Origin of the sequence: Jiella avicenniae (assembly GCF_021390325.1) — a bacterium.
Lineage (GTDB): Bacteria > Pseudomonadota > Alphaproteobacteria > Rhizobiales > Rhizobiaceae > Jiella > Jiella avicenniae.
On record NZ_JAJUWU010000017.1, the window covers coordinates 156,133 to 179,981 of the forward strand.

Below are 23,849 nucleotides of genomic sequence, written 5' to 3' on the forward strand. Positions count from 1 at the left end.
ACCACTAGACGTAGCAGGGCCCTTCGATGAGCGGATGATGCCGCAAGAAATCCCGGTCGATCTCGACTCCGAGGCCCGGGCCGTCGGGAACCTGGAGGCAACCCGTGCCGTCCGGCTGGAACGCGTGCCCGGTCAGTTCGGCGCGGAACGGGTTGAAGCTCGTCGCGTCCACTTCGTAATAGCTGGGGTTCTCGATACTCGACAGGAAATGCAGAGAAGCGGCCATGTTCAGGCCGGTCATCGACGTATGCGGCGCGACGCGCTGCTTGCGGGGCGATGCCATCGCCGCAATGCGCAGCCCCTCCGTCAGGCCGCCGGTCTTGGAAAGATCGGGCTGGAAGATCTGGACCGCCTGATCCTCCATGAGCCATGCGAATTCGTAACGCGTGTAATGGTTCTCGCCGGCCGCGATCGGCGTGCGGCCCAGTTCCGCGGCCTTGCCGTAGGCGTACCGGTCATGGGGCGGGAACGGCTCCTCGAGCCAGCCGACGCGGCAGGCGTCGAGCACCGGCAGGATCCGCCGAACCTCCTCCAGGCCGTAGGCGGCATTGACGTCGACGAGAATGTCGATCTCGTCGCCGAGCGCCGCGCGGACGGCTTCGAGGCGTTCGATGTCGCGCGCGGGCGAATCGCCGAGCCGCAGCTTGAGGGCGCGATATCCCTTCTCGACGAAGCCTTTCGCCTCCTCGACGAGCCCGGCGGCCGGTTGGTAGCCGAGGGTGATCCCCCCGGCATACGCCTTCAAGGGTCGCCGTCCGCCGCCGAGCAACTTGTAGATCGGCCAGCCGCAGGCCTTGCCGCGAATGTCCCAGAGGGCAAGGTCGATGCCGCTCATCGCGATCGCGGTCCCGGCGCCGAATCCATGGGTCGCGAAGTGGCCCTTGTAGAGGCGGTGCCACACGGCGGTCGTGTCGAAGGCGTCCATGCCGAGGATCATCGGTTTCAAGGTCGTGTCGATCAGCTTGGCGATCGCACCGGGCGATCTGCCGTGATGGGCCTCTCCCCACCCCGTGACACCCTCGTCCGTCTCGATCTCCACGAGCACGGCATCCCGCTTGACCATGCGCCCGACGCCCATCGTCGCACCGGAATTGTTGGGTATCTCATGGGAGATGGGATGCACGTTCACGGCGCGAATCTTCATTTCGGTCCTCCAGTTCGGGCTGGACGAGCCAGCTCGATGTCCTCGCATCGGGTGGATCGGCATCCGGTCGCTCCCCCGCACTGACGGCGGCCTTCCCAGATCCTGTCATGTCATATAACATCTTTGAGCCATCGGTTTGCAAGAGCTGTTTTGCGAACGGAATGCCGATCTGGAGAGCGCCGCATGAGTGAGACTGTCGAAATGCCTTCCCGAAATGAGGATCTGTTGTGGGTCCCGCTCCTGACCCACTATTGCGACGAAAGCCCCGACGCTCCCGACATCAGGCGCATGGGCGCGCACCTTTCGAGCATTTCCGGCGACGTCCGCCAAATCATGCTGGCCGGCTCGACGGGTGACGGCTGGGAACTGACGGACGATCAGTTCGAATCGCTGATCGACTTCGCAGCGATCGTCGGGCGTGGTCCGTCGCCGTCGCGCATTCTCTTCGGCCTCTTGAGGCCGGATACGGATGGTGTCCTCGACCGATTGCGTCGGCTGCAGGCGAGGCTCGGGAGCGACGACGGATTGCGGTCCTGCGTTGAGGGTGTCGCGGTCTGTCCTCCCGTCGGTTCCGAGCTGGATCAACAGGTGATCGAAGAGCACTACAGGCAAATCCTCGCCGCATCCGATCTGCCGCTGGCGGTCTACCAGCTACCGCAGGTCACCGGCTGTGCCCTCGAACCTCGGACCGTCGCGAAGATCGCCGGCAATCCGAAGGTCATCATGTTCAAGGACAGCAGCGGCATCGATGAGGTCGCCAAGAGTGGTCCCGATTTCGGGTCGACCCTCATGGTCAGGGGGGCCGAAGGCGGCTACGTGGAAGCCCTGAAACCGGACGGGCCCTACGATGGATGGCTGCTCAGCACCGGTAATGCGCTCGGCCGGGAGCTGCGCGAGATCCTGCGTCTGTTGGAGGCCGGAAACCGGCGGGAGGCCGGGACCCTGTCGGCCGAAATCAGCGAAACGGTCGGAGCCGTCTTTGCGGAAGCAGCCGACGAAGGCGGCGCGAATGCGTTCTCCAACGCCAATCGCGCACTCGACCATCTGCGCGCGTACGGCATGAACTGGCGCTCGGCCGCGCGGCCGCTCAAGGTCGATGGCGAGCGTCTTTCCGAGGCGCTGCTCGACAAAGTCGCCTCGCTCGCCCAAGAAAGACTTTCGTGGGATGCGCAAGGATATCTCGAGTGAGGCGGGCCAAGCGTTGAGAAAGGCGACGACCCGGCGGACGATGGACCCCGCCGAGATCCAGCTTCGCCGAGAGATCAGGCCCGCGCAGCAGCGGCGGCTCGGGGACGAGGTCTACGAGGCGCTGGCGCGTTTGATCTCGGCGGGAGAGCTCACCTCAGGCAGCCGGCTTCCGGCCGAAGGCGAACTCTGTCAGCTCTTCGCCGTCTCGCGCCCCGTCGTCAGGACCGCGTTGGCTCGACTGCGCGACGAAGGTCTGATCGAGCCACGCAAGGGATCGGGTTGGTACGTTCTGGCCCATGCGGGGGACGGAGGTTCCGGCCAAGCGCAGGAACAGTTCGTCGCGATCCTTCAGGCGCTCGAGTTCCGGCGCAGCGTCGAACCGGACGCAGCCTACTTCGCCGCATTGCGCCGAACGGCCGACGACCTCGATATGATGCACAAAGCTCTGAAGGATTTCGAAGAGACGATCGAGCAAACGCAGGCCAAGGCCCATGTCGACTTCCATTTTCACATGAGCATAGCGAAGTCAGCGCGAAACACATACTATATGAATGCGTTGGAGGCGATCGAATACGATATCGACCTCGGCCAGATGCTGGCGCACAGCTTGTCCATGCTCGGTCAGAGCGCTCGAAGGCGAGCAATCTTCAACGAACACGAGGCGATCTTCACGGCCATCGGCAATCAGGATCCGGCCGGCGCCAAGGCCGCGATGCTGCAGCACATCGAACATTCGCAACTGCGCGTCATCGCACGCGGGCAGGAACTGCTGAGGCGTACGCAGGCGGTGCAAGCGGACTGATCGGTGTTCGGGCCGCATCGCGGCCGCTACCGTTTGGTGTCCGCCGATACTCGGTCGAGGCCGTCCCATCTTGCCCGGATCGCCGGCCAGGCCGTCTCGTTCGCCAGGTGTCTCGGACGCTCGCCGCCGAGAATCGCGAGCGTGTCGGCGACGGCCACCGCACTCATCGCCTTCATGCTGGCTTGACTGATGCCGGCGACGTGGGGCGTCATCACGACGTTGGTCATGCCCTTCAGTTCGTGGTCGGCCGAAAGGGGTTGATCCTCGAAGACGTCGAGCCCGGCGCCCGCGATGGTTCCCTCGCGCAAGGCGGCGAGGAGGGCGCGTTCGTCGACGATCGGCCCGCGGGCGATGTTGACGAGTATGCCCGATGGGCCGATCAAGGCGAGTTGAGCGGCGCCGATCGATTTGGCAGTCTGTGGTGTCAGCGGGCACGCCAGGAAGACGACGTCGCTCTCCTTCATGACCGTATCGAGATCATGGAACGAGACGCCTTCACGCTCCGAATAACCCGGACGGGCGACGGCGCGGACCTCCATTCCGAAACCGTCACGGCAGATCGCCGCGATCCTTTCTCCGATGCGACCGAAGCCGACGATTCCGGCCGAGAGGCCGCCGAGCGTCGTCAGTTTCACCGCCGCTTCGCGTAGATCGCCCCAGCGCCCCTCGCGGATGCCTCGATCGAAGGCCGCGATGCGTCTGCAGAGAGACAGCGCGAGACCGATGGCATGTTCGGCGACGCAGTCCGCATTCGCCCCCGGAACGTTGGTCACAGCGATCCCGCAACGCGAAGCCTCGTCGACCGGAATGAAGTCCAGCCCGGCTCCATGGCGCACGGCGGCGCGCAGGCGAGGGCATTCGGCCAGCAATCCGGGCGGAAGCCGACGCCGCACGACGACGACGTCGGACCGTGCGAGAAAATCCGCCAACGCGTCGAGACCATACGGCTCGCGTGGCGCGATCACCGTCGCATGGCATCGCAGCGTGCGTTCGGCACCGGGATCGATGGCGTCGGTCAGGAAGACTGTCGGCATGCTCGCTCCGGCATCGGGCGCCTCGTCCGAGAGCGTGGCTTCGGACGAGGCGCCCATCCTGGTCAGTCGACCTGCATCTGCGTCTTCTTCGCGACCGGGATCCAGGTTTCCATCTGTTCCTTCACATAGGCCTCCGCTTCGGCGGGCGTTCCGCCGATCGGGTCCACCCCCTGGTTGGCGAAGGTTTCGATGGTCTTGTCCTTCTGAAGGAATTCGTTGACGGCCGTATTGATCTTCTCGACGATCGGCTCCGGCACCCCGGCCGGTGCGTTCAGGCCCCACCAGACGGTCACTTCGTAGTTCGGCACGGTGTCGGAGATCGGCGGGACGCCGGGCAGAAGCTTGCTCTCCTGCGGGATGCTGACGCCGAGCGCCTTCAACTGGCCCGCTTCGATGAGCGACTGGAAGTTCGTGAAATTGTCGAACATCACGTCGACGCGCCCGGCGATCAGATCGGTTCTCGCCGGAGCGCTCCCCTTGTAGGGGATGTGAACCATGTCGGTGTCCGTCAGCGATTTCAGAAGTTCCGCCGACAGGTGGTTGGACGAGCCGTTGCCGGCCGATCCGTAGTTGATCTCGCCGGGATGGGCTTTGGCGTAGTCGATCAGTTCCTGCACGTTGTTGACCGGAAATTCCGGGTTGGCGGCGAGGACGTTGAAGGTTCCGCCGAGGATGGCGATGTTGGTGAAGTCGTTTTCCGAATCGTAGGGCAATTGCGGGAACAGGCCGGGATTGACCGCGAAGGCAAAGGGCGCGATCCCGAGCGTATAGCCGTCCGGTTCAGCCTTCGCGACGACGTCCGTCCCAACGACCGTACCCCCGCCGGGCCGGTTGTCGACGATGACGGTCTGGTTCCAGCGGTTGGACAGATCTTCCGACAAGAGCCGTGCAACCTGATCGTTGAAGCCGCCGGGCGTGTATGAGACGACGATCGTGATCGGCTTGCTCGGGTAATTCTCCGCGCTCTCCTGAGCCCCGGCGGTCGAACAGGTCAACAGCGCCGCCACCGCCGCGCCCAGTGCAAAGCTTGCAAATTTCATCTTCTTCCTCCCTGACAGCAGAATCGATACAGGCCACAGCACGGAGCCTCCCGCTGTCCTGTAACATGATATTACAGCTTTAGCCTGTTGCGACAGGGTGCCATTGTCAAGGGGCAAGCAAGACGAAAGGGGGCGAACCGCTTTCGGTGACGGCCGGGCGCCGGCGTCGGTGTGAGTGCAGCGGTCCGTCATACCCGCTGTCTGCGCGAAGGGCTCGATCGGGAAGGCCGCCATCTCCGTCCGGCCTTCCCTACACCCATCTCGCCAAGCTCGCCGACCGGGGTGCCCGCGCGCTCTCCGTCTTCTTCATGACCCGGACGCCGATCCGCCTGCCTCCCGCCCACCAGCGGGCCTTCGTCACGGACGACTCCATAGTGGAACCGGCACGATCCGGTCCGCATGACGGCCGTCAGACTTTCCGCTCGTATCAGCCCTTGCGGATCGGTCTTGCCGGTCCGTCGCCCGGCGTGCCCGCCGCGACGCCGGTCTTCAGGATCGCCTCGCCGATCTCTTCGATGTCCTCCTCGGTCAGTTCGATCTTCAAGGCACCGACCGGCGCGTCCAGCTGGGAGGGACGTCTCGCTCCGCAGATGGCGCCCGTCACCGCGCTCCACTGCAGGACCCAGGCGATCGCGATCGACGCGACGGATGTGTTTCGACGCGCGGCGATGGGGCGGATGAGTTCGACGAGTTCGAGCGCCTGGCCGTAGGTCGGTTCCTTGAACCAGTAGAGGGCAGGGCGCAGCGGATCGCCGGCGTCGACGAACTCCCGCACCGAGTCCCGATTGTAGCGGCCGGCCAGAAGCCCGTGCTGCAGGGGCGCATAGGTGAGGACGGCGACCCCGTTCTCCTCGGCCCAGTTCAAAACGTCGAGCCCGCCCGAATTGCGTCCGTCGGCGGAGTACGGGCCGTTCGACGAGCGGTCGAGAAGCGAGAGCGGCTGCTGCAGTGCGTCGACATGGCGCACCGCCTCGCATCGCTTGATGAGGTCCAGCGGATGGTTCGACAACCCGGCGGTGCGCACCTTGCCCTCGTCGATCAGTTCCCCGATCGTCTGCCAGGATTCCTCGATCGGCGTGTTGTAGTCGGGCCAGTGGAACTGCAAGAGGTCTATCCGGTCGAGGCCCAGCCGCCTGAGGGAGCCGTCGACCTGCTTGCGGATCGATTCCGGCGCGAGCGATTTCGTTCGGACCGCGAGATCGTTCCCCTCGTCGGACTGGTCGAAGACCCAGGTGCAGGTCGTGAAGACCAGGGGGCGATCGGCTTCCGGCATCTGGCGCACCGCGCGACCGACGACGACCTCGCCATAGCCGGTCCCGTAGCTGGGGGCGGTGTGGACCCAGTTGATCCCGGCATCGGCGGCCGCATGGATGGCGGCGATCGACTCGGTTTCGTCGGCCTTGCCGAAGCGGCCGGATATGGCGAGGGCGCCCAGCCCGACTCTCGAAAGCGAAAGCTCCCCCGAGATCGACTTGTGTTCTGTGAGTTTCACGTTCGTTTCCTTTAAGGGGCTTGCATTCTTGCGACCGGCGAGGGCTTCGACGAGACGGACCCCGCCAACGCGGCGGACGCCGTCACTTGCCTCACGTCACCGGCTCGATCGGATCCTTGATGTTCGGCACGGCGAACGGGATGCGCACGCGCGCCGCGCACCATTCGCTCGCGTTCAGGATCACCCGCCGAACGGTCTCGTCGTAGTAGATCGGATAGGCCTGATCGCCGGGGCTGAAGTAGAAGACGCGTCCGTTTCCCCGCTGCCACGCGCAGCCCGAGCGGAAGACCTCGCCGCCGGCGAACCAGGATATGAAGATCGTCTGGTCCGGTTCGGGGATGTCGAAGCGCTCGCCGTACATCTCGGACGCGTCGAGTTCGAAATAGTCGCCGATGCCCGCCGTGATCGGATGCGACGGCGCGAGGTTCCAGACGCGCTCCCGCTCGCCGATGCGGCGCCAGCGGAGCGAGCAATGCGTCCCCATCAAGAGCTTGAACGGTTTCGAGAAATGCGCCGAGTGCAGCGCGATCAGCCCCATGCCCTCGAGGACCCTCGACTGGACGCGACGCGCCAGCTCGTCGGGCACTTCGTCATGATGCTTGTGGCCCCACCACAAGAGCACGTCCGTTTCGTCGAGGACGGATCCGCCGAGGCCTGCCTCCGGCTCGTCCAGCGTCGCCGTCCGGACCGAGAAGCGCTCGTCTCCGGCGAAGATCGACGCGAGCACCGGATGCATCCCGTCGGGATAGAGCTCGGCCGCTTCCGCCTCGACCTTCTCGTCGCGGAATTCGTTCCAGATGGTCACGCGGATCATGAAATGGCCTCGAGACGCACCGGCACGTGGCTCTCGAACGAGCGGTAAGCCGCCTCGTTCATCTTCGACAGGAGCAACGTCCTCTCGATGTTCTCGTCGGGGCGGGTTCCGTTGCGGATGTGCCCGATCCATTCGTCCAGCGGCGTCCCGGTCGCGGGACCCGGATCGACCGCGCTGAACGTTGCCGCATCCCCGCTGCGCACGCCGAAGACGTTGCGGCCCGGATCCGCCTTGTCGTCGACGTAGAGGATGGTGCCGTCCGTGCCCTGCACCTCGACGAAGGTCGTCTGCGGCGCCGAGGCCCAGCCCTCTTCCAGGATCACGTAGGGCCCGCCGGGATAGTCCAGCAGGACGACCGCGTTGTCTTCCACGTCGCCTCGCCCGGAAGCGGACGACTTGCGTCCGAACACGCTGTCCGGGGCGCCGCCCAGGAGGTAGGGCGCGAGGTACTGCGGGTGACACATGTCCACATAGGCCCCGCCGCCGCCGTCACGCTCGGTCAGGAACCCATGCCCGTCGGGCAGATAGCCGGCACCGTCCGCCTCGGAGTATTTCGTCGCGAGGCCGTGGGCATGCCAGATCCGCAAGGAGATCAGCTTCCCGATCGTCCCGTCCGCGATCAGATCGCGAATCTTCTGCGCCCAGGGCATGGAGAGGCGGCTCAGCATGGTCACGATCACGATCCCGGCGTCGTCGCACGCCCGGATGACCTCCTGCGCCTCCGAGAAGGTAGGGGACAGGACCTTGGTGATGTAGATGTGCTTCTTGTGTCTGGCGGCGGCGATGGCGAGTTCGGCGTGCCTGGTCGTTTCGTTGATGATCACGACGCCGTCGACGTCTTCCCGCGACAGGACCGATTCCAGATCCGGATCGAAGGGGACGCCCAATTCGTCGGCACCCTTCCGTCCGCGCGTGGCGTCGTCGTCCCAGGAGGTCACGATCTCGACCTCCGGATGGTCCTTGACCTCGCCGTAGATGCCTTTCCCCTTGAACCTGACCTCGTCGCTGCGGATGGCGTGGCTATGCCAGAAGCTCAAGAGCGCCACGCGGATCTTCTCACTCATCGGGTCTTTCCTTTCTCGATCTGGCGATCCGTCCCGGTGGACGGGTGGGATGGACGCCTGGGAGACTTCGCGGCGGCCTTTCGAAAGGCTTGCGCGCCGCGGCGCTGCCTAATGCCGGAGCGACAGGTTCGCTCCGGTGTTCGGATCGAAGGCGTGCACCGCCGCCGGGTCGAAGCGCAGGTTCGGCCGGTCGCCGGCGGCAATGGGGGTGGCCGTGGGGACCTTCGTCACCAGCGTCTGGCCGCCCTGCGTCACGAAATGGACCAGCTTCTCCGGCCCGAGCGGTTCGACGAGGCTGACCCTGATGTCGCCGGTCAGAGGCTCTCCGGCCTCTCCGCCGACGAAAAGCTGCTCTGGTCGGATGCCGATGTCGTAGTCCCGGTCCCCGCCCTCTGCGAGCCAGGGTGGCGGCGACGCGCCGAAGTCCAGTTCGATGCCCGGTTGCCGGGCGACCATGCGGCCGTTCGACCGCTCCGCCCGCACCCTCAGGACGTTCGTCGCGGGACTGCCGATGAAGGTCGCCACGAAGCGGTTCGCAGGCTTGTCGTAGATTTCCTGCGGCGTTCCCAGCTGCTGCAACTTTCCGGCATCGAGGATCGCGATCCGGTGCCCCATCGTCATCGCCTCGACCTGATCGTGGGTGACGTAGATCGTCGTGGTGCCCAACTCGTTCTGCAGCGCCACGAGTTCGGCGCGGGTTTGCACGCGCAGCTTGGCGTCGAGGTTCGACAGCGGCTCGTCCATCAGGAAGACGCGCGGCTGGCGAACGATGGCTCGTCCGAGCGCGACACGCTGGCGCTGGCCGCCCGACAACTCGCGCGGACGGCGGTCCAGCATGCTGCCCAGTTCGAGGATCCGTGCGACCTCGGTGATCTTGGCGTCGATCTGGTTCTTCGGCACGCCCTGATGCCGCAGGCCGAAAGCGAGGTTCTGACGCACGTCCATGTGCGGGTAGAGCGCATAGCTCTGGAAAACCATCGCGATGTCGCGGTTGCGCGGGGCCGTCGTGGTGACGTCGTCCTCGCCGATGAGGAGCCGTCCCGAGGTTACGGTTTCGAGACCCGCAATGCAGCGGAGTGCGGTCGATTTCCCGCAGCCCGAAGGACCGACGATGACGAGGAACTCCCCGTCGGGAATGTCGAGCTGCAATTCCTTGACCGCGCGGAAAGCACCGTAGGATTTCGACAGGCGCTCGCAAGTGAGTGAAGCCATTACCGCTCCGCTGATTCATACCGGGTGCATCGGGCGCTCACGGGCAACGACCCGCCGCGTTGGCAAAGGCGGGCATCGCCTTGGACGAGCCGATCGGGCCCCGTCGACGGACACGGACCCCACCGGAATGTTCCGACGATCCGGTCCGCGCCGCGTTCCTGCCAGCCACGGTGCTTTTCCTGCCGCTGGAGCGAGCATTTGCCGTCATGAGGTGTGGCCCCGAACTCAGTTGGAATTTTGGAATTCCAGAATGCACATATTGACCGTGGTTATCCGCTTGTCAATCTGTTCGTCGCGGACGTACTGATCCTCGCAGCCCACGGCCTTCGGACGGTGGTCAGGGGTCCGGCCCGGTTCGGATTGTTTGCAGCGCGGAAAAGGAGCCAGCCCTGGACTCGAAGCCTTTGACGAAGACGACCTTCATCGACAGCGCCTACGATGCGATCCTTCACGCGATCCTGACCCAGAAATTTCGTCCGGGCGATCGGCTTCGATCCAAGGTGTTGGCGGAGACGCTGTCCATCAGCCGCACGCCGATCGAGCGGGCGCTCGAGCGGCTTTCGGGAGAGGGGCTGGTCGAGTTCAAGCCCGGCGCGGGGCCTTTCGTCGCCGCGCCCAGCATTGCCGACGTGCTGGAGTTGTACGACCTGCGTGACATGCTGGAACTCTACGGCACCGCTTATGCCGTCGGTCGGCTCGACGCCGGCTACGTCGCCGCGCTGGAGGAAGCGAACGGCCGGTTCAAGGCGGTCGCCGCATCGAAGAGCCCGGACCTCGACACCTACATCGCGATGTCGCATGCGGACAGGGATTTCCACCTGCGGCTTCTGTCCAATTCGCCCGGCGCTCAGCTGAGCGAGGTCTACAATCAGATCACGACCCGGATCATGATGGCGCAGTTCGCCCGGTTCGGGGCCTATTTCCGGGAGGGCGCCATCGCCGAGCATGACGTGATTCTGGATGCGATCCGCAGCGGCGAAGTCGGTCGGATCGCCACCGCCGTCCACGACCATGTCGAGGCGGCTCGATCCGGCTTCCTGGCCCGGGCGGGTGAGCACGCGCTCGGCATCGACGAATTCGATCACGGCGCGCTCAAGGGAAAGCTGATGCGCATGTATCGCTCGATCGAGGATCGCCAGCAGGCGGCCCGCTGACCGCGACCGGCCGCTGGCAGATCGCGATCCACGATGGTCGCGCCGAGACCAGCCGCGGGTCGAGCCCGCAGCCAGGCCACGACACCGCGTCATGCCGAGCCGCCCGACGCATCAAGCCTTGACCGCCCCCGCCGTAAGGCCCGAGACCACGTATCTCTGCAGCATCAGCACCATGAGGACGGTCGGCAGCAGCGCGACGAGGCAGCAGGCGCACAGAAGGCCCAAGAACACGGCGTTGTCCCCGATGAGCGAGACCAGGATCGCCGGCACCGTCATAAACTCCTGCTTGCTGCTGAGGATCAGCGGAATCAGCAGATCGTTCCACGACGCGATGAAGATGATCGTCCCCAGCGACACCAGGATCGGACCGGACAGCGGCAAGGTGATCTTGAGGAAGCTGCCGAAGCGGCTGCAGCCGTCGATCCGGGCGGCCTCCTCGATGTCGCGCGGGATGTCGGCGAAGTAGGGCGACAGGATGAGGACGCCGAACGGCAGCAGGAAGCCGGTCTGCGCGATGATGATGCCGAGGAGCGAGTTCGTCAGCCCGATGTCGCGAAAGATGACGTAGAGCGGAATGACCAGCACCACCAGGGGTACGAAGCGCGCGAACACGTTGCATGCGAGAAGAACGAGCAGCCACCGCAGACGCAGCCGGGCGACCGTGTAGGCGGACAGGGCCGAGAACGAGATCGTCAGGGCGGTGACGGAGGACGAGATGATCAGGCTGTTGAGCAGCGCCCGGTCGAAATAACGGATCGCATCGGGCAGGTAGGCGACGTTGGCATAGATCGTGCCGGCCCGGTTCGCCTCGTCGGTGCCGCCGAACAGGATGCGGTAGTTGTCGAGCGTGTATTCCGCGGGAAGAATTGCGGTCAGGTCGCTGCTCAGAACCAGTTCCGATTGCAGCGAGGCGATGGCGGCCGCGACGATCGGGAACATGACGAACAGGATCGTGACGACGTTCAGCGCGGTGAGGCCGGTTCGCACCAGGGGGTTCATCCGCTACACTCCCGGCTTGTAGATGAGCTTGATGTAGACGATCGCCAGGATGCCGACGAGAATGGCGAGGACATAGGCCGATGCCGCGCCGACGCCGATGTCGAAGGGCGGCTGGAACGACTTGCGGTAGCTGTACCAGGCGGCGACCCAGGTCGAATTGCCGGGCCCGCCCGCCGTCAGGGCGATGACCTCGTCGAAGACGACGACGGCGCTGGCGGTCCGCAGGATCAGGAGGACGACGATGACGGGCCGCAGGAGCGGCAGGGTGATCTCCCAGAACTGGCTCCAGGACGTGGCGCCGTCGACGGATGCGGCCTCGTAGTAGTCCTTGCTGATGCCTTGCAGCGCCGCGTGGATCAAAAGCACGCAGAACGGCAGGGAGCGCCAGATATAAGGAACCGCGACCGCGTAGATGGCGGTGTCGGCATTCCCCAGCCAGTTGATCGGAAGATCGATGAGCCCGGTCGAGATCAGCACGCGGTTCAGGAAACCGCCGTTATAGGCGTAGACGAACGTCCAGATCAGGCCGTTCGCGATGGGTGGCACGGCGAAGGGGAGCAGGATCAAGAGACGGCTGACCACGCTCGTCCAAAGACCCTTCCTGTTGATCAACAGGGCGATTCCGATCGCCAGCACGATCTCCGCCGTGACCGAGAAGACCGACAGGATCATCGTGTTCTTCATCGACGTCCAGAACAGCGGATCGGAGAAGAGGAACCAGAAGTTATCCAGCCCGACGAACGGCAGCTCGCCGCGCCTCAACTCGCGCAGGCCGACGGTGTGGAGTGAGAGGAAGGCGGCGAAGATGATCGGATAGGCCAGGACGCAGAGCAGCGTCAGAAGCGTCGGCAGGTTCATGACGACCGCCAGCCATCCGACGGACATCTCGTCCGCTCGGCTGCGCGCCGAAGGACGGGCGGCATTTTTCTCGGTAATCGTGTTCATCGTAGACGGAGTCCGCACTTGTCACGGCGTTGCAGCGCCCGGCGCTGTAGGCGGTGCGGGAGAGGGCCGCACCGCCGATTGTCTCCAACCGCCCGCCTGGTCAGTTCGACGGGATCGCTGCGATCAGGTTATCACAGCATTGGTCGGCCGTGATCTCGCCGGTCAAAGTGCGCTGCAGCTCGATCTCCGCCCGCTGGTTCCATTCCTGGTACCACGGCTTGTAGAAGGCATTGACCACTTCGAACGAGTTCGAGGCGTTGTCCTGAAGCTGCTTGTACTTCGAGACGTCCATCCATGACGACCATACGTCCTCGATGAATCCGCCTTCGACGAGGCTCTTGTAGCCAGGCCCGAAGCCGGCGGCCTTCGCGACCTGCTTGGCCATCTCGTATTCGCCCGACTTGGTCTTGCCCGCGACCTGCTGCAACAGCATCCACGCCCAGTCGCGATCGCGCGTGTTGGCGGAGACATAGGCAAGGTGCCAGGACGTGATCGTCCGCGGCCCCAGCGGCCCTTCCCACAGCACGCCCTTGCCGGCGATCGGCGACTGGTCGGGATCGTTGATGACCCGAAGCCCGTAGTGCTGCGTCGGGCCCCGGAACAGGTGCCCGCCGGTGGCGAAGGCGCGGGCGCTGGCATCCATCGACAGCTGCAGAGAGCTCGGGTCGGACAGCCCGTCGGCGAAGGTCTTGGCCCACCAGCGCAGAGTCTCGCGCGCCTCGGACCCCTCGCCGAGAAGCGGCGCGCCGGACGCGTCGAAGAGGCCCGAGCCGCGGTTCCAGGTCAGCGAATACCACGTGAAGGTGATGTGCTCGCCCGAGCTGATCGCACACCACACATAAGGATGTTGCGAGATCCCGTCGGCCTTGGCTTTGGCTGCGATCTCGTCGAGTTCGTCATAGCTGGTCGGCAGCTTGCCGCCCACCTTTTCGAGCAGCTCGGAATTGTAGTTCCAGGCCCAGACCGCGCCCATGAACGGCAGTGCGACGAGTTCGCCGTCGAAGAAGCAGCTGTCGCGAGCGGTGGGCACCATGTCGTCGACATAGGCCTGCGCGCCCGGCAGGTCCCCCAGGGGCTCGATGAGGCCCAGATCGTGCCAGTTCGCGATCGTGGCCGGCGAGGTCAGAGAGATGTCGATGGTCTCGTCCGCCGCATAGAGGCTCATCATCTTGGTCGGCAGCTCCGGGAACGGGATCGAGATCACCTCGACCGGAACGCCCCACGCCGCCTCGAATTGCTTCGCCGCCGTCGGCCAGACGTCGCCATAGGTCCACATCGCCATATTGAGCCGGTCCACACTGCTGCTCGGCGCTTCGGCCCAGGGCTGTGCCTGCGCGAAGACGGACCGAGGCAGCATGGCGCCGGCGCCCACCATCGTGGCGGCACCCAAAAAATGCCGCCGGGTCAGGTTCGGCGCGTTCCAAGACGTGCTTTTCACCATCGTTTTCCTCCCACCAAGGGGTGTTGCACCCCAATCGCCCAGTCTGCCGATGCATTCTGGCATTCTGGAATTCCAGCAAGAATAGCGACCTATTTCGTGTCTGGCTAGCCCTTCGCGAGCGCAACCTCATCGACCGACCGCGCGACGGTGCACCCTGATGCCGGTCTTCGACGTCGATCCGGTTATTCGCCACTTGGTCCGAAAACGAGACAGGCGGGGTCGTCGCCACCTTCGATCATGCCCTTGCGCATCAGGGCCCCGTTTCCGTGTCGTTGTCGACGACCACGATGGAGCCGGAATGCCGGTTCGCCGCCAACAGACGACGTCTATCAGGATCGAGGGCGAAATGCCGTGAAACTTCGGCCCTTCATCCTGCCCGGCGATCCGGCGATGGGGGAGGCCATCCGCGGCCTTGCGGGCATCCCCGAGCCGGCAGCGACGATGACGAGCGCCTTCATGCAGCCGATGCGGCCGGTATCGCAGGCGGCGACCAGACGGGCCACCTCTTCGCCCCGTAGACCACGCTCACGGGCGTTGTTATTGATGAGGCAGGTGCGACGAGGGCCCGAACGATGACGAACACGCCGGATAAGGGCGATATGCTCAAGGTGCGCATGGACGCGGTGACGCTGTCCATGATGGATACGGCACGCGCCTATCTCGAGCTCGACAAGAGCAAGTTCATCCGGGAGAGCGTCCGCGAGAAGGCGGAGGCGGTCATCGCCGAGCACCAGAGGACGCGCTTCTCCGCCGAGGACTGGACGGCGTTCTTCGGCGCGCTCGATGCGCCCGAAGCGCCGACGCCGCGCATGAAGAAGGCGGCTGCGAAGTTCCGCGACATTCAAGGCTGAGTGGGCAGCGCCCAGGTGGAGTTCGCCGCGTTCGATCCGAAGGGCGTCGACCGCAGATCATGCGATTGCGGCGTTCCGGCCCTCGATCTCTATCTCCAGCGTTACGCCAACCAGGACCTCAAACCCACCCTGACGCGCATTTACGTCCTCGCTGACGGTCCCGCCATCACCGGCTATTCCTCGATCAGCGCGCATTCGGTCCGCCGCGATCACCTGCCGGATGACGTCCAGGCCGGGCCTTTACGAAGACATCCCGTTTCTGCTCCTCGGGCGGCTTGCCGTCACTCGTCGCTGGCAGAATTATCCCGTCGGTCGCAGATCACGTCGATCATCGGCATTCCTGTTCAGAACTCCTCCCAGCTATCGTTTGCTCGAGCCGGAGCAGCTCTTCGCGCGGCACCGCTGGACCCCGTCGGTCGCGGCTGCGGCATGCGGACGGACACGCGCGAGCCCGTGTGTCGCGGAAGAGACGGAACGGCAACCGCGACATCAGGTTTTGCGGCGCCAGCCGTCGTCTTGAACGTTTCCATTGCGGCCGCGAGGTTGTCGGTCTCTCTTGCCAGCATCTGAGCGGAGGCGGTCGATTCCTCTACCATCGCGGCGTTCTGCTGTGTCACCTTGTCCATCTGGTCCGCCGCCGTCGAGACCTCGCGCAGGCTCGTCGCCTGCTCACGCGCCGAGGCGGCGATCGCCGCGACCACCCCGGTCATCGAGGACACTTCGGCGACGATCTCCTGCAGCGATTGGCCGGATGCCGTAACGAGTTCGACGCCGCGCCCGACCTGCTCGCCAGACGCCTGGATCAGGCCCTTGATCTCCCTGGCCGCTTCGGCGGAGCGCTGAGCAAGTCCCCGCACCTCCTGCGCGACCACCGCGAAGCCCTTGCCCGCCTCGCCAGCCCGTGCCGCCTCTACGCCGGCATTGAGCGCGAGGAGGTTCGTCTGGAATGCGATCTCGTCGATCACCCCGATGATCTGGCCGATCTGGCTCGACGAGGCCTCGATCCGGCTCATCGCCTCGAACGCCTTGGCGACGATCGCGCCGCCCCGTTCTGCCTTATCCCGGGCGCTGGCTGCAACGACCTGTGCATGGGACGCCGCCTCTGCCGTCTGGTTGACGGTGCTGGATACGTCTCCAAGAGCTGCGACGGTCTCCTCCAGACTGGCCGCCTGCTGCTCGGTGCGCTTCGCCAGATCGTTCGAGGCGGTGGTAATCTCGGCCAGCCCATCGCGGATAGTGCCTATGGTCCGAATCACATGGCCGATTGCCGCTTCAAGCTTCCCGACGCTGTCGTTGAAATGCGCTCGAATGGGTTCGAAGGCGGGAGCAGCGGGCCGCTCCATACGGACCGTCAGATCGCCGATCGAGAGGCGTTGGAAGCCGATCTCGATATCGTCCACAAAGGACTTGAGCGCCTTGGTGTTCTCACGCTCGGCCGCAGCGTTTCGCGCCTCGTCGGCAATCTGGCGCTCGCGCAACTGCGCCGCCGTTAGTCCGGCCCGTTCTGCCTTCTCCTTGCCTTCGCGCGCCGCTTGGCTGGAGTCCGATATCGCCTGGAACATCTTCGTGACCTTGACGGCAAGCCACATCAGAGTTCCGGCTTCGACCACGAGGATCGTGGCGTGGATCGCAAGCCGCAGCAGGTCGCTCCCGCCGGGATAGATCGCGGCCGGCAGAAGGAAATTCAGGACGGTATGCTGCACGGCCGTCGCCGCTGCGGCGCCCGCTATTGCCCGCCAATCGAACAGGGCGCCGATGACGGCCAGACCCGCGAAGTAGGTCATATGCGCGTCGACCTGCAGATAATTGCCGTCGAGCGCCGCGACGACCAGAGAAATGTCGGCCACTAGACCGAGCGCGATCACCATTCGCGCGCTTGCGCCCGAACCTTCGCGACGAGACAGGACGTAGCCCATGACGCCGAAGACGAAGGAGCCGAGCGCAGCCATGAGACCCGATCGTCCCAGCGACCAATCCAGTATGCAAGTCAGTGGCGCTGCGATTATGAGAGCGACTGCGAGCGCAACGGTCAGGCGATTGCGGTGCCGGTCGAGATCAAGAAGGCCATCCATCTGACTGGTTCCTATTTGGGGGATGCGAAGCAGCCGACGGCGCGCGCGTCGAGCACGATGAGCGCGCCGGACTCGCGCAGCCTGTCAGGCAGCGCCTTGTCCGTGAAAGCGAGGACGACTACTGACGACCAGCCGCCGACGTCGAGCAGCGAACCCGACTGCGTCGCCGCGGCTAGAACCCGCTCCTGCGACCACCACGGCGGGAACAGCGCAGCAACGCTGCTCCCCGGGCCGAATGCCGGGGCGGGAAGCGACGCGATCAGTCCCGCGAGAGTGACGCCCATCATCGAACACCAGGCGATGGTCGGCGAGCTGACCAAAGAAGAGAATAATCTTGAGCTGCGAATTGGACTGACACCAGCCGAGGGTATTTTCCTCGCTTCTAGCAGATGTTGATCAACAAAAACTAAAGCTGCGGCGGACGTCGGGAAGGATTACTGGTTGTTGCGGACATAACTATAAGTCCTCCATATCTATACGTCTCGGGATGCCGGCACCGCGGCGCCGAGGACTATCCCGCCATGGCGCTCCACGCCGAGAGCGTCTTTCCAAGACCGGTCAGATCGCCCCGGAGAAAGCCGGGTCGTCCGCCCAACCGCGCCGACACGATCGCGTCCCTTGCTGCGATCTGGTGGGGACGCGGAAGGAACTGCGGGACTGCGAATGGGGCGGAAGCGGTCAGTGTCGAGCCGTTCTCGATCGAGGCGATGTCTCGGTCCCCCTTCCTACGCGCCGAACTGCGCCAGACCCATCCGCGGCCGTCACATTCGCTTGCCGGCGGACACACCAGCTCCGTGCCTTTTAGCTAACTGCCAGTCGGAAAGACCGCCCATCGGTGAAAGCACCGAAGTCGTGGACGCATCCCGGGCCAAGGAGAAAAGCACCAACGACGTCGTACCGAGCGCAATCTCGCCCACCGTCACCGCTCGATGGATTTCATGCTTCGCAGATCGGCGCAACGCTCTTCGCGAAGGTCATGAAGGCCGACGTGCCGAGGATGCGGCTAGATCGCTCGCCACTCGAAATCAGCCTCTCCGGCGACGCCTCTGGCGGCAATCGGATTTCAACCTAACGGTCTGGTGTATCTCAGAAATTATGGCGGAGAGGGGGGGATTCGAACCCCCGATACGCTTGCACGTATGCCGCATTTCGAGTGCGGTGCATTCGACCACTCTGCCACCTCTCCAAAGGGGCTTTCCAAAACCAAAGCGGGCCATCCTCGGCACGCTCCGGGCTCCGAAGGGGATGGCCCGGCCAGCAGCATGGGACCATCCGTTGCGCCGGAACGGGGTCGACGTCGCCGGCGCGAGGCGTCTCTTATCAAAGGGACCTTTCCCGTGACAAGCCTAAAGCGGAGCCGGGGCACGTTTTCTGCGCGTCGAAGCCGATCGACGTCGCAAACCCTCGTCGTCCATGCCGAAGGGCCGGGACGCGTCTGCGTCCCTCCCCGTCGATGTCAGCGGAGTGGCCTCACTCCGCCGCGACGCCCATGCGCATCTTCTCCATCTCGCGGAGCGCCCGGCGATACTCGACCGGCATCACCTTGACGAAGCGCGGGCGGTAGCTCTCCCAGTGATCGAGCATTTCCTTCGCCCGGCCGGAGCCGGTGTAGTGGAAATGGTTGGAGATCAGCTGGAACAGCCGCTCGTCGTCATGGCGGGTCATGTCGGAGGAGACGTCCACCCGGCCCTTGTATTGCAGGTCGCCGCCGTGGTGATGCAGCTTCTCCAGGAGGTCGTCCTCTTCGGGAACGGGCTCCAGATCGACCATCGCCATGTTGCAGCGCTCGGCGAAGTCGCCGAGTTCGTCGTAGACATAGGCGACGCCGCCCGACATGCCGGCGGCGAAGTTGCGCCCCGTCGTGCCGAGAATGACCACGACGCCGCCGGTCATGTATTCGCAGCCATGGTCGCCGGCGCCCTCGACGACGGCGACGGCGCCGGAGTTGCGGACGGCGAAGCGCTCGCCGGCGACGCCCCGGAAATAGCATTCTCCGGAGATCGCGCCGTAGAGAACGGTGTTGCCGACGATGATGGATTCCTCCGGCACGATGCGCGAGCCGGGCATCGGCTTGACGATCAGCTTGCCGCCGGAGAGGCCCTTGCCGACATAGTCGTTGGCCTCGCCGGTGAGCTCGAAGGTGATGCCGCGGGCGAGGAAGGCGCCGAAGCTCTGGCCGGCTGTGCCGGTCAGTCGCACGGTGATCGTGTCGTCACGCAGCCCCTTCAGGCCGAAGCGCTTGGCGAGCTCGCCCGACAGCATGGCGCCGGCCGAACGGTCGACATTGATGATCTTCGTCTCGATCTCGACCTTCTGCCGCGCGCTCAGTGCCGGCTCGGCCTCCGCGATCAGCTTGCGGTCGAGGACGTCGTCGATCGGATGCTTCTGCCGCTCGGTCCAGCGCAGGGTTTCCGGCGCGCCGTCCGGCTTGAAGAAGACGCCCGAAAAGTCGAGGCCCTTGGCCTTCCAGTGATCGATCAGCTCGCGCCGGTCGAGCAGCTGGGTCTCGCCGATCAGCTCGGCGAGGTGGCGGACGCCGAGTTCGGCCATGATCTGGCGAACTTCCTCGGCGACGTAGAAGAAGTAGTTGATGACGTGCTCGGGCGTGCCCTTGAAGCGCTTCCTGAGGACCGGATCCTGCGTCGCGACGCCGACCGGGCAGGTGTTGAGGTGGCACTTCCGCATCATGATGCAGCCGGCGGCGATCAGCGGCGCGGTGGCGAAGCCGAACTCGTCGGCGCCGAGCAGCGCGCCGACGACGACGTCCCGGCCGGTCCGGAGCCCGCCGTCCACCTGCAGGCACACGCGCGAGCGGAGCCCGTTCAGCACCAGCGTCTGCTGGGTCTCGGCAAGGCCCATCTCCCAGGGGGAGCCGGCGTGCTTGATCGAGGTCAGCGGCGAGGCGCCGGTGCCGCCGTCGTAGCCGGCGATGATGATGTGGTCCGCCCGCGCCTTGGCGACGCCCGCCGCGACCGTGCCGCAGCCGACCTCGGAAACGAGCTTGACCGAGACGTCGGCGGCCGGGTTGACGTTCTTCAGATCGTAGATCAGCTGGGCGAGATCCTCGATCGAATAGATGTCGTGATGGGGCGGCGGCGAGATCAGCCCGACGCCCGGCGTCGAATGACGGGTCTTGGCGATGGTCGCGTCGACCTTGTGGCCGGGCAGCTGGCCGCCTTCGCCGGGCTTCGCACCCTGCGCCACCTTGATCTGCAGCATGTCGGCATTGACGAGATACTCGGTCGTCACGCCGAACCGGCCGGAGGCGATCTGCTTGATCGCCGAGCGCTCGGGGTTGGCCGAGCCGTCGCGCAGCGGCAGGAAGCGGTCGGATTCCTCGCCGCCTTCGCCGGTGTTCGACTTGCCGCCGATGGCGTTCATGGCGCGGGCGAGGGTGGTGTGCGCCTCGCGCGAGATCGAGCCGAAGGACATGGCGCCCGTGCAGAAGCGCTTGACGATCTCCTTGGCCGGCTCGACCTCGTCGAGCGGAACCGGCGCGCGGCCGGCCTCCTCGGCCGACTTGATGCGGAAGAGGCCGCGGATGGTCGAGGTCTCGACCGCCGCCTCGTTCACCATCCTCGCATAGTCCTGATACTTCTCGAACGAGCCGCTGCGCACCGCATGCTGCAGCGTCGCGACGGCGTCCGGCGACCACAGGTGGCTCTCGCCGCGCATGCGGTAGACGTATTCGCCGCCGACGGCGAGCGAGCGCTGCAGCACCGGATCGTCGGAAAAGGCGAGGAGGTGGCGCTCGGCGCTCTCGCGGGCGATCTCCTCCAGCCCGACGCCTTCGATGGTGGTCGCCGTGCCGGTGAAATAGCGGTTCACGAATTCGCTCTTCAGCCCGACGATGTCGAAGATCTGGGCGCCGCAATAGGACTGGTAGGTCGAGATGCCCATCTTGGACATGACCTTCAGGATGCCCTTGCCGATCGACTTGATGTAGCGGGTGACCACCTCGCTCGGATCGACCTCCGGCGGGAAATCGCCGCGGCGGTGCATCTCGAGCAGCGTGTCGAAGGCGAGATAGGGGTTGATCGCCTCGGCGCCGTAGCCGGCGAGACAGGCGAAGTGATGCACCTCGCGCGGCTCTCCGCTCTCGATGACGAGGCCGGCGGCGGTCCTGAGGCCCTTGCGGATCAGATGGTGGTGGACGGCGGCGCAGGCGAGCAGCGCCGGGATCGGCAGCCGGTCCGGCCCGACCTGGCGATCGGACAGGATGATGATGTTGTAGCCGCCGACGACCGCCGCCTCGGCCCGCTCGCACAGCCGGTCGAGCGCCCCCGCCATGCCCGCCGCGCCCTGTTCGGCCGCATAGGTCATGTCGATGGTCTTGGTGTCGAAGCGATCTTCGGTGTGGCCGATGTTGCGGATCTTTTCCAGATCGCCGTTGGTGAGGATCGGCTGGCGCACCTCGAGCCGCTTCTTGCGCGAGGAGCCTTCCAGATCGAAGATGTTCGGCCGCGGCCCGATGAAGGAGACGAGGCTCATCACCAGCTCTTCGCGGATCGGATCGATCGGCGGGTTGGTGACCTGGGCGAAGTTCTGCTTGAAGTAGGTGTAGAGCAGCTTCGACTGCTGCGACATCGCCGAGATCGGCGTGTCGGTGCCCATCGAGCCGATCGCCTCCTGTCCGGTGGTCGCCATCGGCGCCATCAGCGTGCGGGTGTCCTCGATGGTGTAGCCGAAGGCCTGCTGACGATCCAGAAGCGAGACGTCGGAGCGCGAGGCGCGGGGCGCCACGGGCTTGAGGTCCTCCAGGATGATCTGGGTGTTCTTCAGCCAGTCGCGATAGGGGTTCGCCCCGGCGATCTCGTGCTTGATCTCCTCGTCGCCGACGATGCGGCCCTTTTCGAGGTCGATCAGAAGCATGCGGCCCGGCTGCAGCCGCCACTTCTTGACGATCTTGGCCTCGTCGATGGCGAGCGTTCCCGCCTCCGACGCCATGATGACGAGATCGTCGTCGGTCACGACGTAGCGCGCGGGGCGCAGGCCGTTGCGGTCGAGCGTCGCGCCGATCTGCCGGCCGTCGGTGAAGGCGACGGCGGCCGGCCCGTCCCAAGGCTCCATCAGCGCGGCGTGGTACTCGTAGAATGCCTGCGTCTCGCGGGCCATCTGCTTGTTGCCGGCCCAGGCCTCGGGGATCAGCATCATCATCGCATGGGTCAGCGAATAGCCGCCCTGGACGAGGAATTCGAGCGCGTTGTCGAAGCAGGCGGTGTCCGACTGGCCCTCGTAGGAGATCGGCCAGAGCTTGGAGATGTCGTTGCCGAGAAGTTCGGAATCGACCGAGGCCTGGCGCGCCGCCATCCAGTTGACGTTGCCGCGCAGCGTGTTGATCTCGCCGTTGTGGGCGACCATCCGGTAGGGATGGGCGAGCTTCCAGGACGGGAACGTGTTGGTGGAGAAGCGCTGGTGGACGAGGGCGAGCGCCGATTCGAAGCGCTCGTCGGCGAGGTCCTTGTAATAGGCGCCGAGCTGGTAGGAGAGGAACATCCCCTTGTAGACGATGGTCGAGGCCGACAGCGAGACGACGTAGAAGCCGATGTCCTCGCCGCCCGTTTCCGCCTGGATGCGGTTCGAGACCACCTTGCGCAGGATGTAGAGGCGGCGCTCGAACTCTTCCTCGCTCGAAATCGAGGCCGAGCGGGCGATGAAGATCTGCCGGTGGACGGGCTCGGTCGCGACGATCTCGGGGGCCTTGGACAGGCTCTCGTTCGACACCGGCACGTCGCGCCAGCCGAGAACGGTCTGGCCTTCCTCGCGCACCACCTCCTCGAACACCTGTTCGATATGGGCGCGCCGCTCCGCCTCCTGCGGCATGAAGATGTGGCCGACGCCGTAGGCACCCGGCTCGGGCAGAGTCACACCCTGCGCCGCCATCTCCTCGCAGAAGAACCGGTGCGGAATCTGCACCAGCATGCCCGCGCCGTCGCCCATCAGCGGGTCGGCGCCGACGGCGCCGCGATGGGTGAGGTTCTGGACGATCTCGATGCCCTTCTCGACGATGGCATGAGACTTGACGTTCTTCATATGGGCGATGAAGCCGACGCCGCAGGCATCGTGCTCGTTCCGCGGATCGTAGAGGCCGATCTTTTTCGGCAGGCCGAGCCGGTGAGGCGCGGCCGCCCCGGCCACGGCTTTGGCGTCTGATGGCGTCAGCACAAGCTTCGCATTCGTCATCGCGTCATCTCCCCATCGGTGCGCGGCCAAGCTGCGGCCGCGCGAACTGGACCCGCCGCAGTCCGTCGCTCCAGGGCGGTTGCCGCGAAGCCGGACTGCCGGATCTTTGCTTTCGAACGCGTCTTTTGCCACGCTCGGCTCTGTCAGGATAGGACCCTTGCCGCGCCATGCCGGCGCAGCATCGCCGTTCGTCGATCTTATGGCGCCAATTTATGGCAGCACTACTGTCCTATCTGGCTCAATATGGCAGATGTCGAGGCCGGCAGCAAGATGGGCGGTTTCCAGAACAGGGCTCCGAATTCATATGACAGCGGATGACGGGTTGCTTTTGATCTGATTCGATGAAGGGGTTTGATTCGCGGAGCGCTCTCATGTCCCTGTCCATTGCCGAACCAGCGTTGCCAAAGTCCAGGC

17 protein-coding genes, 1 tRNA gene and 1 pseudogene are annotated in these 23,849 nt (G+C 65.1%); 4 read left to right on the forward strand and 15 right to left on the reverse strand.

Going from position 1 to position 23,849, the window contains the following annotated elements; translation table 11 throughout:
* Window positions 1-4: 4 nt before the first annotated feature.
* Window positions 5-1,144 (reverse strand): mandelate racemase/muconate lactonizing enzyme family protein, encoded by a 1,140-nt coding sequence (locus LZD57_RS16965; RefSeq protein ID WP_233720666.1) that lies wholly within the window; start codon window positions 1,142-1,144, stop codon window positions 5-7.
* Window positions 1,145-1,327: 183 nt separating this feature from the next.
* On the opposite strand from LZD57_RS16965, the gene LZD57_RS16970 reads away from it, so the two are divergent.
* Window positions 1,328-2,332 carry a dihydrodipicolinate synthase family protein gene (locus LZD57_RS16970; RefSeq protein ID WP_233720667.1) on the forward strand — a complete coding sequence of 335 codons (1,005 nt, stop codon included), beginning with the start codon at window positions 1,328-1,330 and terminating at the stop codon, window positions 2,330-2,332.
* Window positions 2,310-3,134, forward strand: a complete 825-nt coding sequence (locus LZD57_RS16975) for a FadR/GntR family transcriptional regulator (protein ID WP_233720668.1) — start codon at window positions 2,310-2,312, stop codon at window positions 3,132-3,134. Before LZD57_RS16970 ends, LZD57_RS16975 begins: the two co-directional genes overlap by 23 nt.
* A gap of 26 nt (window positions 3,135-3,160) precedes the next feature.
* On the opposite strand, the gene LZD57_RS16980 is transcribed toward LZD57_RS16975, so the two are convergent.
* The 6 genes from LZD57_RS16980 to LZD57_RS17005 form a co-directional block, all read right to left on the reverse strand.
* Window positions 3,161-4,168, reverse strand: coding sequence for a 2-hydroxyacid dehydrogenase (locus LZD57_RS16980; RefSeq protein WP_233720669.1), 1,008 nt, complete (start codon window positions 4,166-4,168; stop codon window positions 3,161-3,163).
* A gap of 62 nt (window positions 4,169-4,230) precedes the next feature.
* Window positions 4,231-5,208, reverse strand: a complete 978-nt coding sequence (locus tag LZD57_RS16985; protein ID WP_233720670.1) for a tripartite tricarboxylate transporter substrate binding protein — start codon at window positions 5,206-5,208, stop codon at window positions 4,231-4,233.
* 427 nt (window positions 5,209-5,635) lie between these two features.
* Window positions 5,636-6,700: an aldo/keto reductase gene (locus tag LZD57_RS16990; RefSeq protein WP_233720671.1), complete on the reverse strand. Its 1,065-nt coding sequence runs from the start codon at window positions 6,698-6,700 to the stop codon at window positions 5,636-5,638.
* A gap of 91 nt (window positions 6,701-6,791) precedes the next feature.
* The gene (locus LZD57_RS16995) at window positions 6,792-7,514 is read right to left on the reverse strand and encodes a ThuA domain-containing protein (protein WP_233720672.1); all 723 of its coding nucleotides are present in this window, start codon (window positions 7,512-7,514) and stop codon (window positions 6,792-6,794) included.
* Window positions 7,511-8,578 (reverse strand): Gfo/Idh/MocA family protein, encoded by a 1,068-nt coding sequence (locus LZD57_RS17000; protein ID WP_233720673.1) that lies wholly within the window; start codon window positions 8,576-8,578, stop codon window positions 7,511-7,513. The genes LZD57_RS16995 and LZD57_RS17000 overlap by 4 nt, the downstream gene beginning before the upstream one ends.
* A gap of 108 nt (window positions 8,579-8,686) precedes the next feature.
* Complete coding sequence (locus LZD57_RS17005) at window positions 8,687-9,790, reverse strand: ABC transporter ATP-binding protein (protein ID WP_233720674.1); 1,104 nt, start codon at window positions 9,788-9,790, stop codon at window positions 8,687-8,689.
* Window positions 9,791-10,194: 404 nt separating this feature from the next.
* Here LZD57_RS17005 and LZD57_RS17010 point away from each other — a divergent pair, with 404 nt between their 5' ends.
* On the forward strand, window positions 10,195-10,944 hold the full coding sequence (locus tag LZD57_RS17010) for a GntR family transcriptional regulator (protein WP_233720675.1): 750 nt from the start codon (window positions 10,195-10,197) through the stop codon (window positions 10,942-10,944).
* 111 nt (window positions 10,945-11,055) lie between these two features.
* On the opposite strand, the gene LZD57_RS17015 is transcribed toward LZD57_RS17010, so the two are convergent.
* The 4 genes and pseudogenes from LZD57_RS17015 to LZD57_RS24255 form a co-directional block, all read right to left on the reverse strand.
* The gene (locus LZD57_RS17015) at window positions 11,056-11,943 is read right to left on the reverse strand and encodes a carbohydrate ABC transporter permease (protein WP_233720676.1); all 888 of its coding nucleotides are present in this window, start codon (window positions 11,941-11,943) and stop codon (window positions 11,056-11,058) included.
* Window positions 11,944-11,946: 3 nt separating this feature from the next.
* The gene (locus tag LZD57_RS17020; protein WP_233720677.1) at window positions 11,947-12,828 is read right to left on the reverse strand and encodes a carbohydrate ABC transporter permease; all 882 of its coding nucleotides are present in this window, start codon (window positions 12,826-12,828) and stop codon (window positions 11,947-11,949) included.
* 160 nt (window positions 12,829-12,988) lie between these two features.
* Window positions 12,989-14,392: an ABC transporter substrate-binding protein gene (locus tag LZD57_RS17025; RefSeq protein ID WP_233720678.1), complete on the reverse strand. Its 1,404-nt coding sequence runs from the start codon at window positions 14,390-14,392 to the stop codon at window positions 12,989-12,991.
* A gap of 187 nt (window positions 14,393-14,579) precedes the next feature.
* Window positions 14,580-14,675, reverse strand: a pseudogene (locus LZD57_RS24255) (hypothetical protein); the annotation flags it as partial.
* Between the two features lie 226 nt (window positions 14,676-14,901).
* Between LZD57_RS24255 and LZD57_RS17030 the strand changes: the two are divergent.
* Entirely contained in the window at window positions 14,902-15,180 is a 279-nt protein-coding gene (locus LZD57_RS17030; RefSeq protein ID WP_233720679.1) for a type II toxin-antitoxin system TacA family antitoxin, read from the forward strand.
* 344 nt (window positions 15,181-15,524) lie between these two features.
* Here LZD57_RS17030 and LZD57_RS17035 read toward each other — a convergent pair whose 3' ends face one another.
* The 4 genes from LZD57_RS17035 to gltB all read right to left on the reverse strand — a co-directional run bounded on the left by LZD57_RS17035 (window position 15,525) and on the right by gltB (window position 23,435).
* Window positions 15,525-17,252: a methyl-accepting chemotaxis protein gene (locus LZD57_RS17035; protein ID WP_233720680.1), complete on the reverse strand. Its 1,728-nt coding sequence runs from the start codon at window positions 17,250-17,252 to the stop codon at window positions 15,525-15,527.
* Between the two features lie 11 nt (window positions 17,253-17,263).
* The gene (locus tag LZD57_RS17040; protein WP_233720681.1) at window positions 17,264-17,536 is read right to left on the reverse strand and encodes a hypothetical protein; all 273 of its coding nucleotides are present in this window, start codon (window positions 17,534-17,536) and stop codon (window positions 17,264-17,266) included.
* 812 nt (window positions 17,537-18,348) lie between these two features.
* Window positions 18,349-18,438 (reverse strand) — tRNA-Ser (locus LZD57_RS17045).
* Between the two features lie 284 nt (window positions 18,439-18,722).
* On the reverse strand, window positions 18,723-23,435 hold the full coding sequence (gene gltB / locus LZD57_RS17050; RefSeq protein ID WP_233720682.1) for a glutamate synthase large subunit: 4,713 nt from the start codon (window positions 23,433-23,435) through the stop codon (window positions 18,723-18,725).
* Window positions 23,436-23,849: the final 414 nt, after the last annotated feature.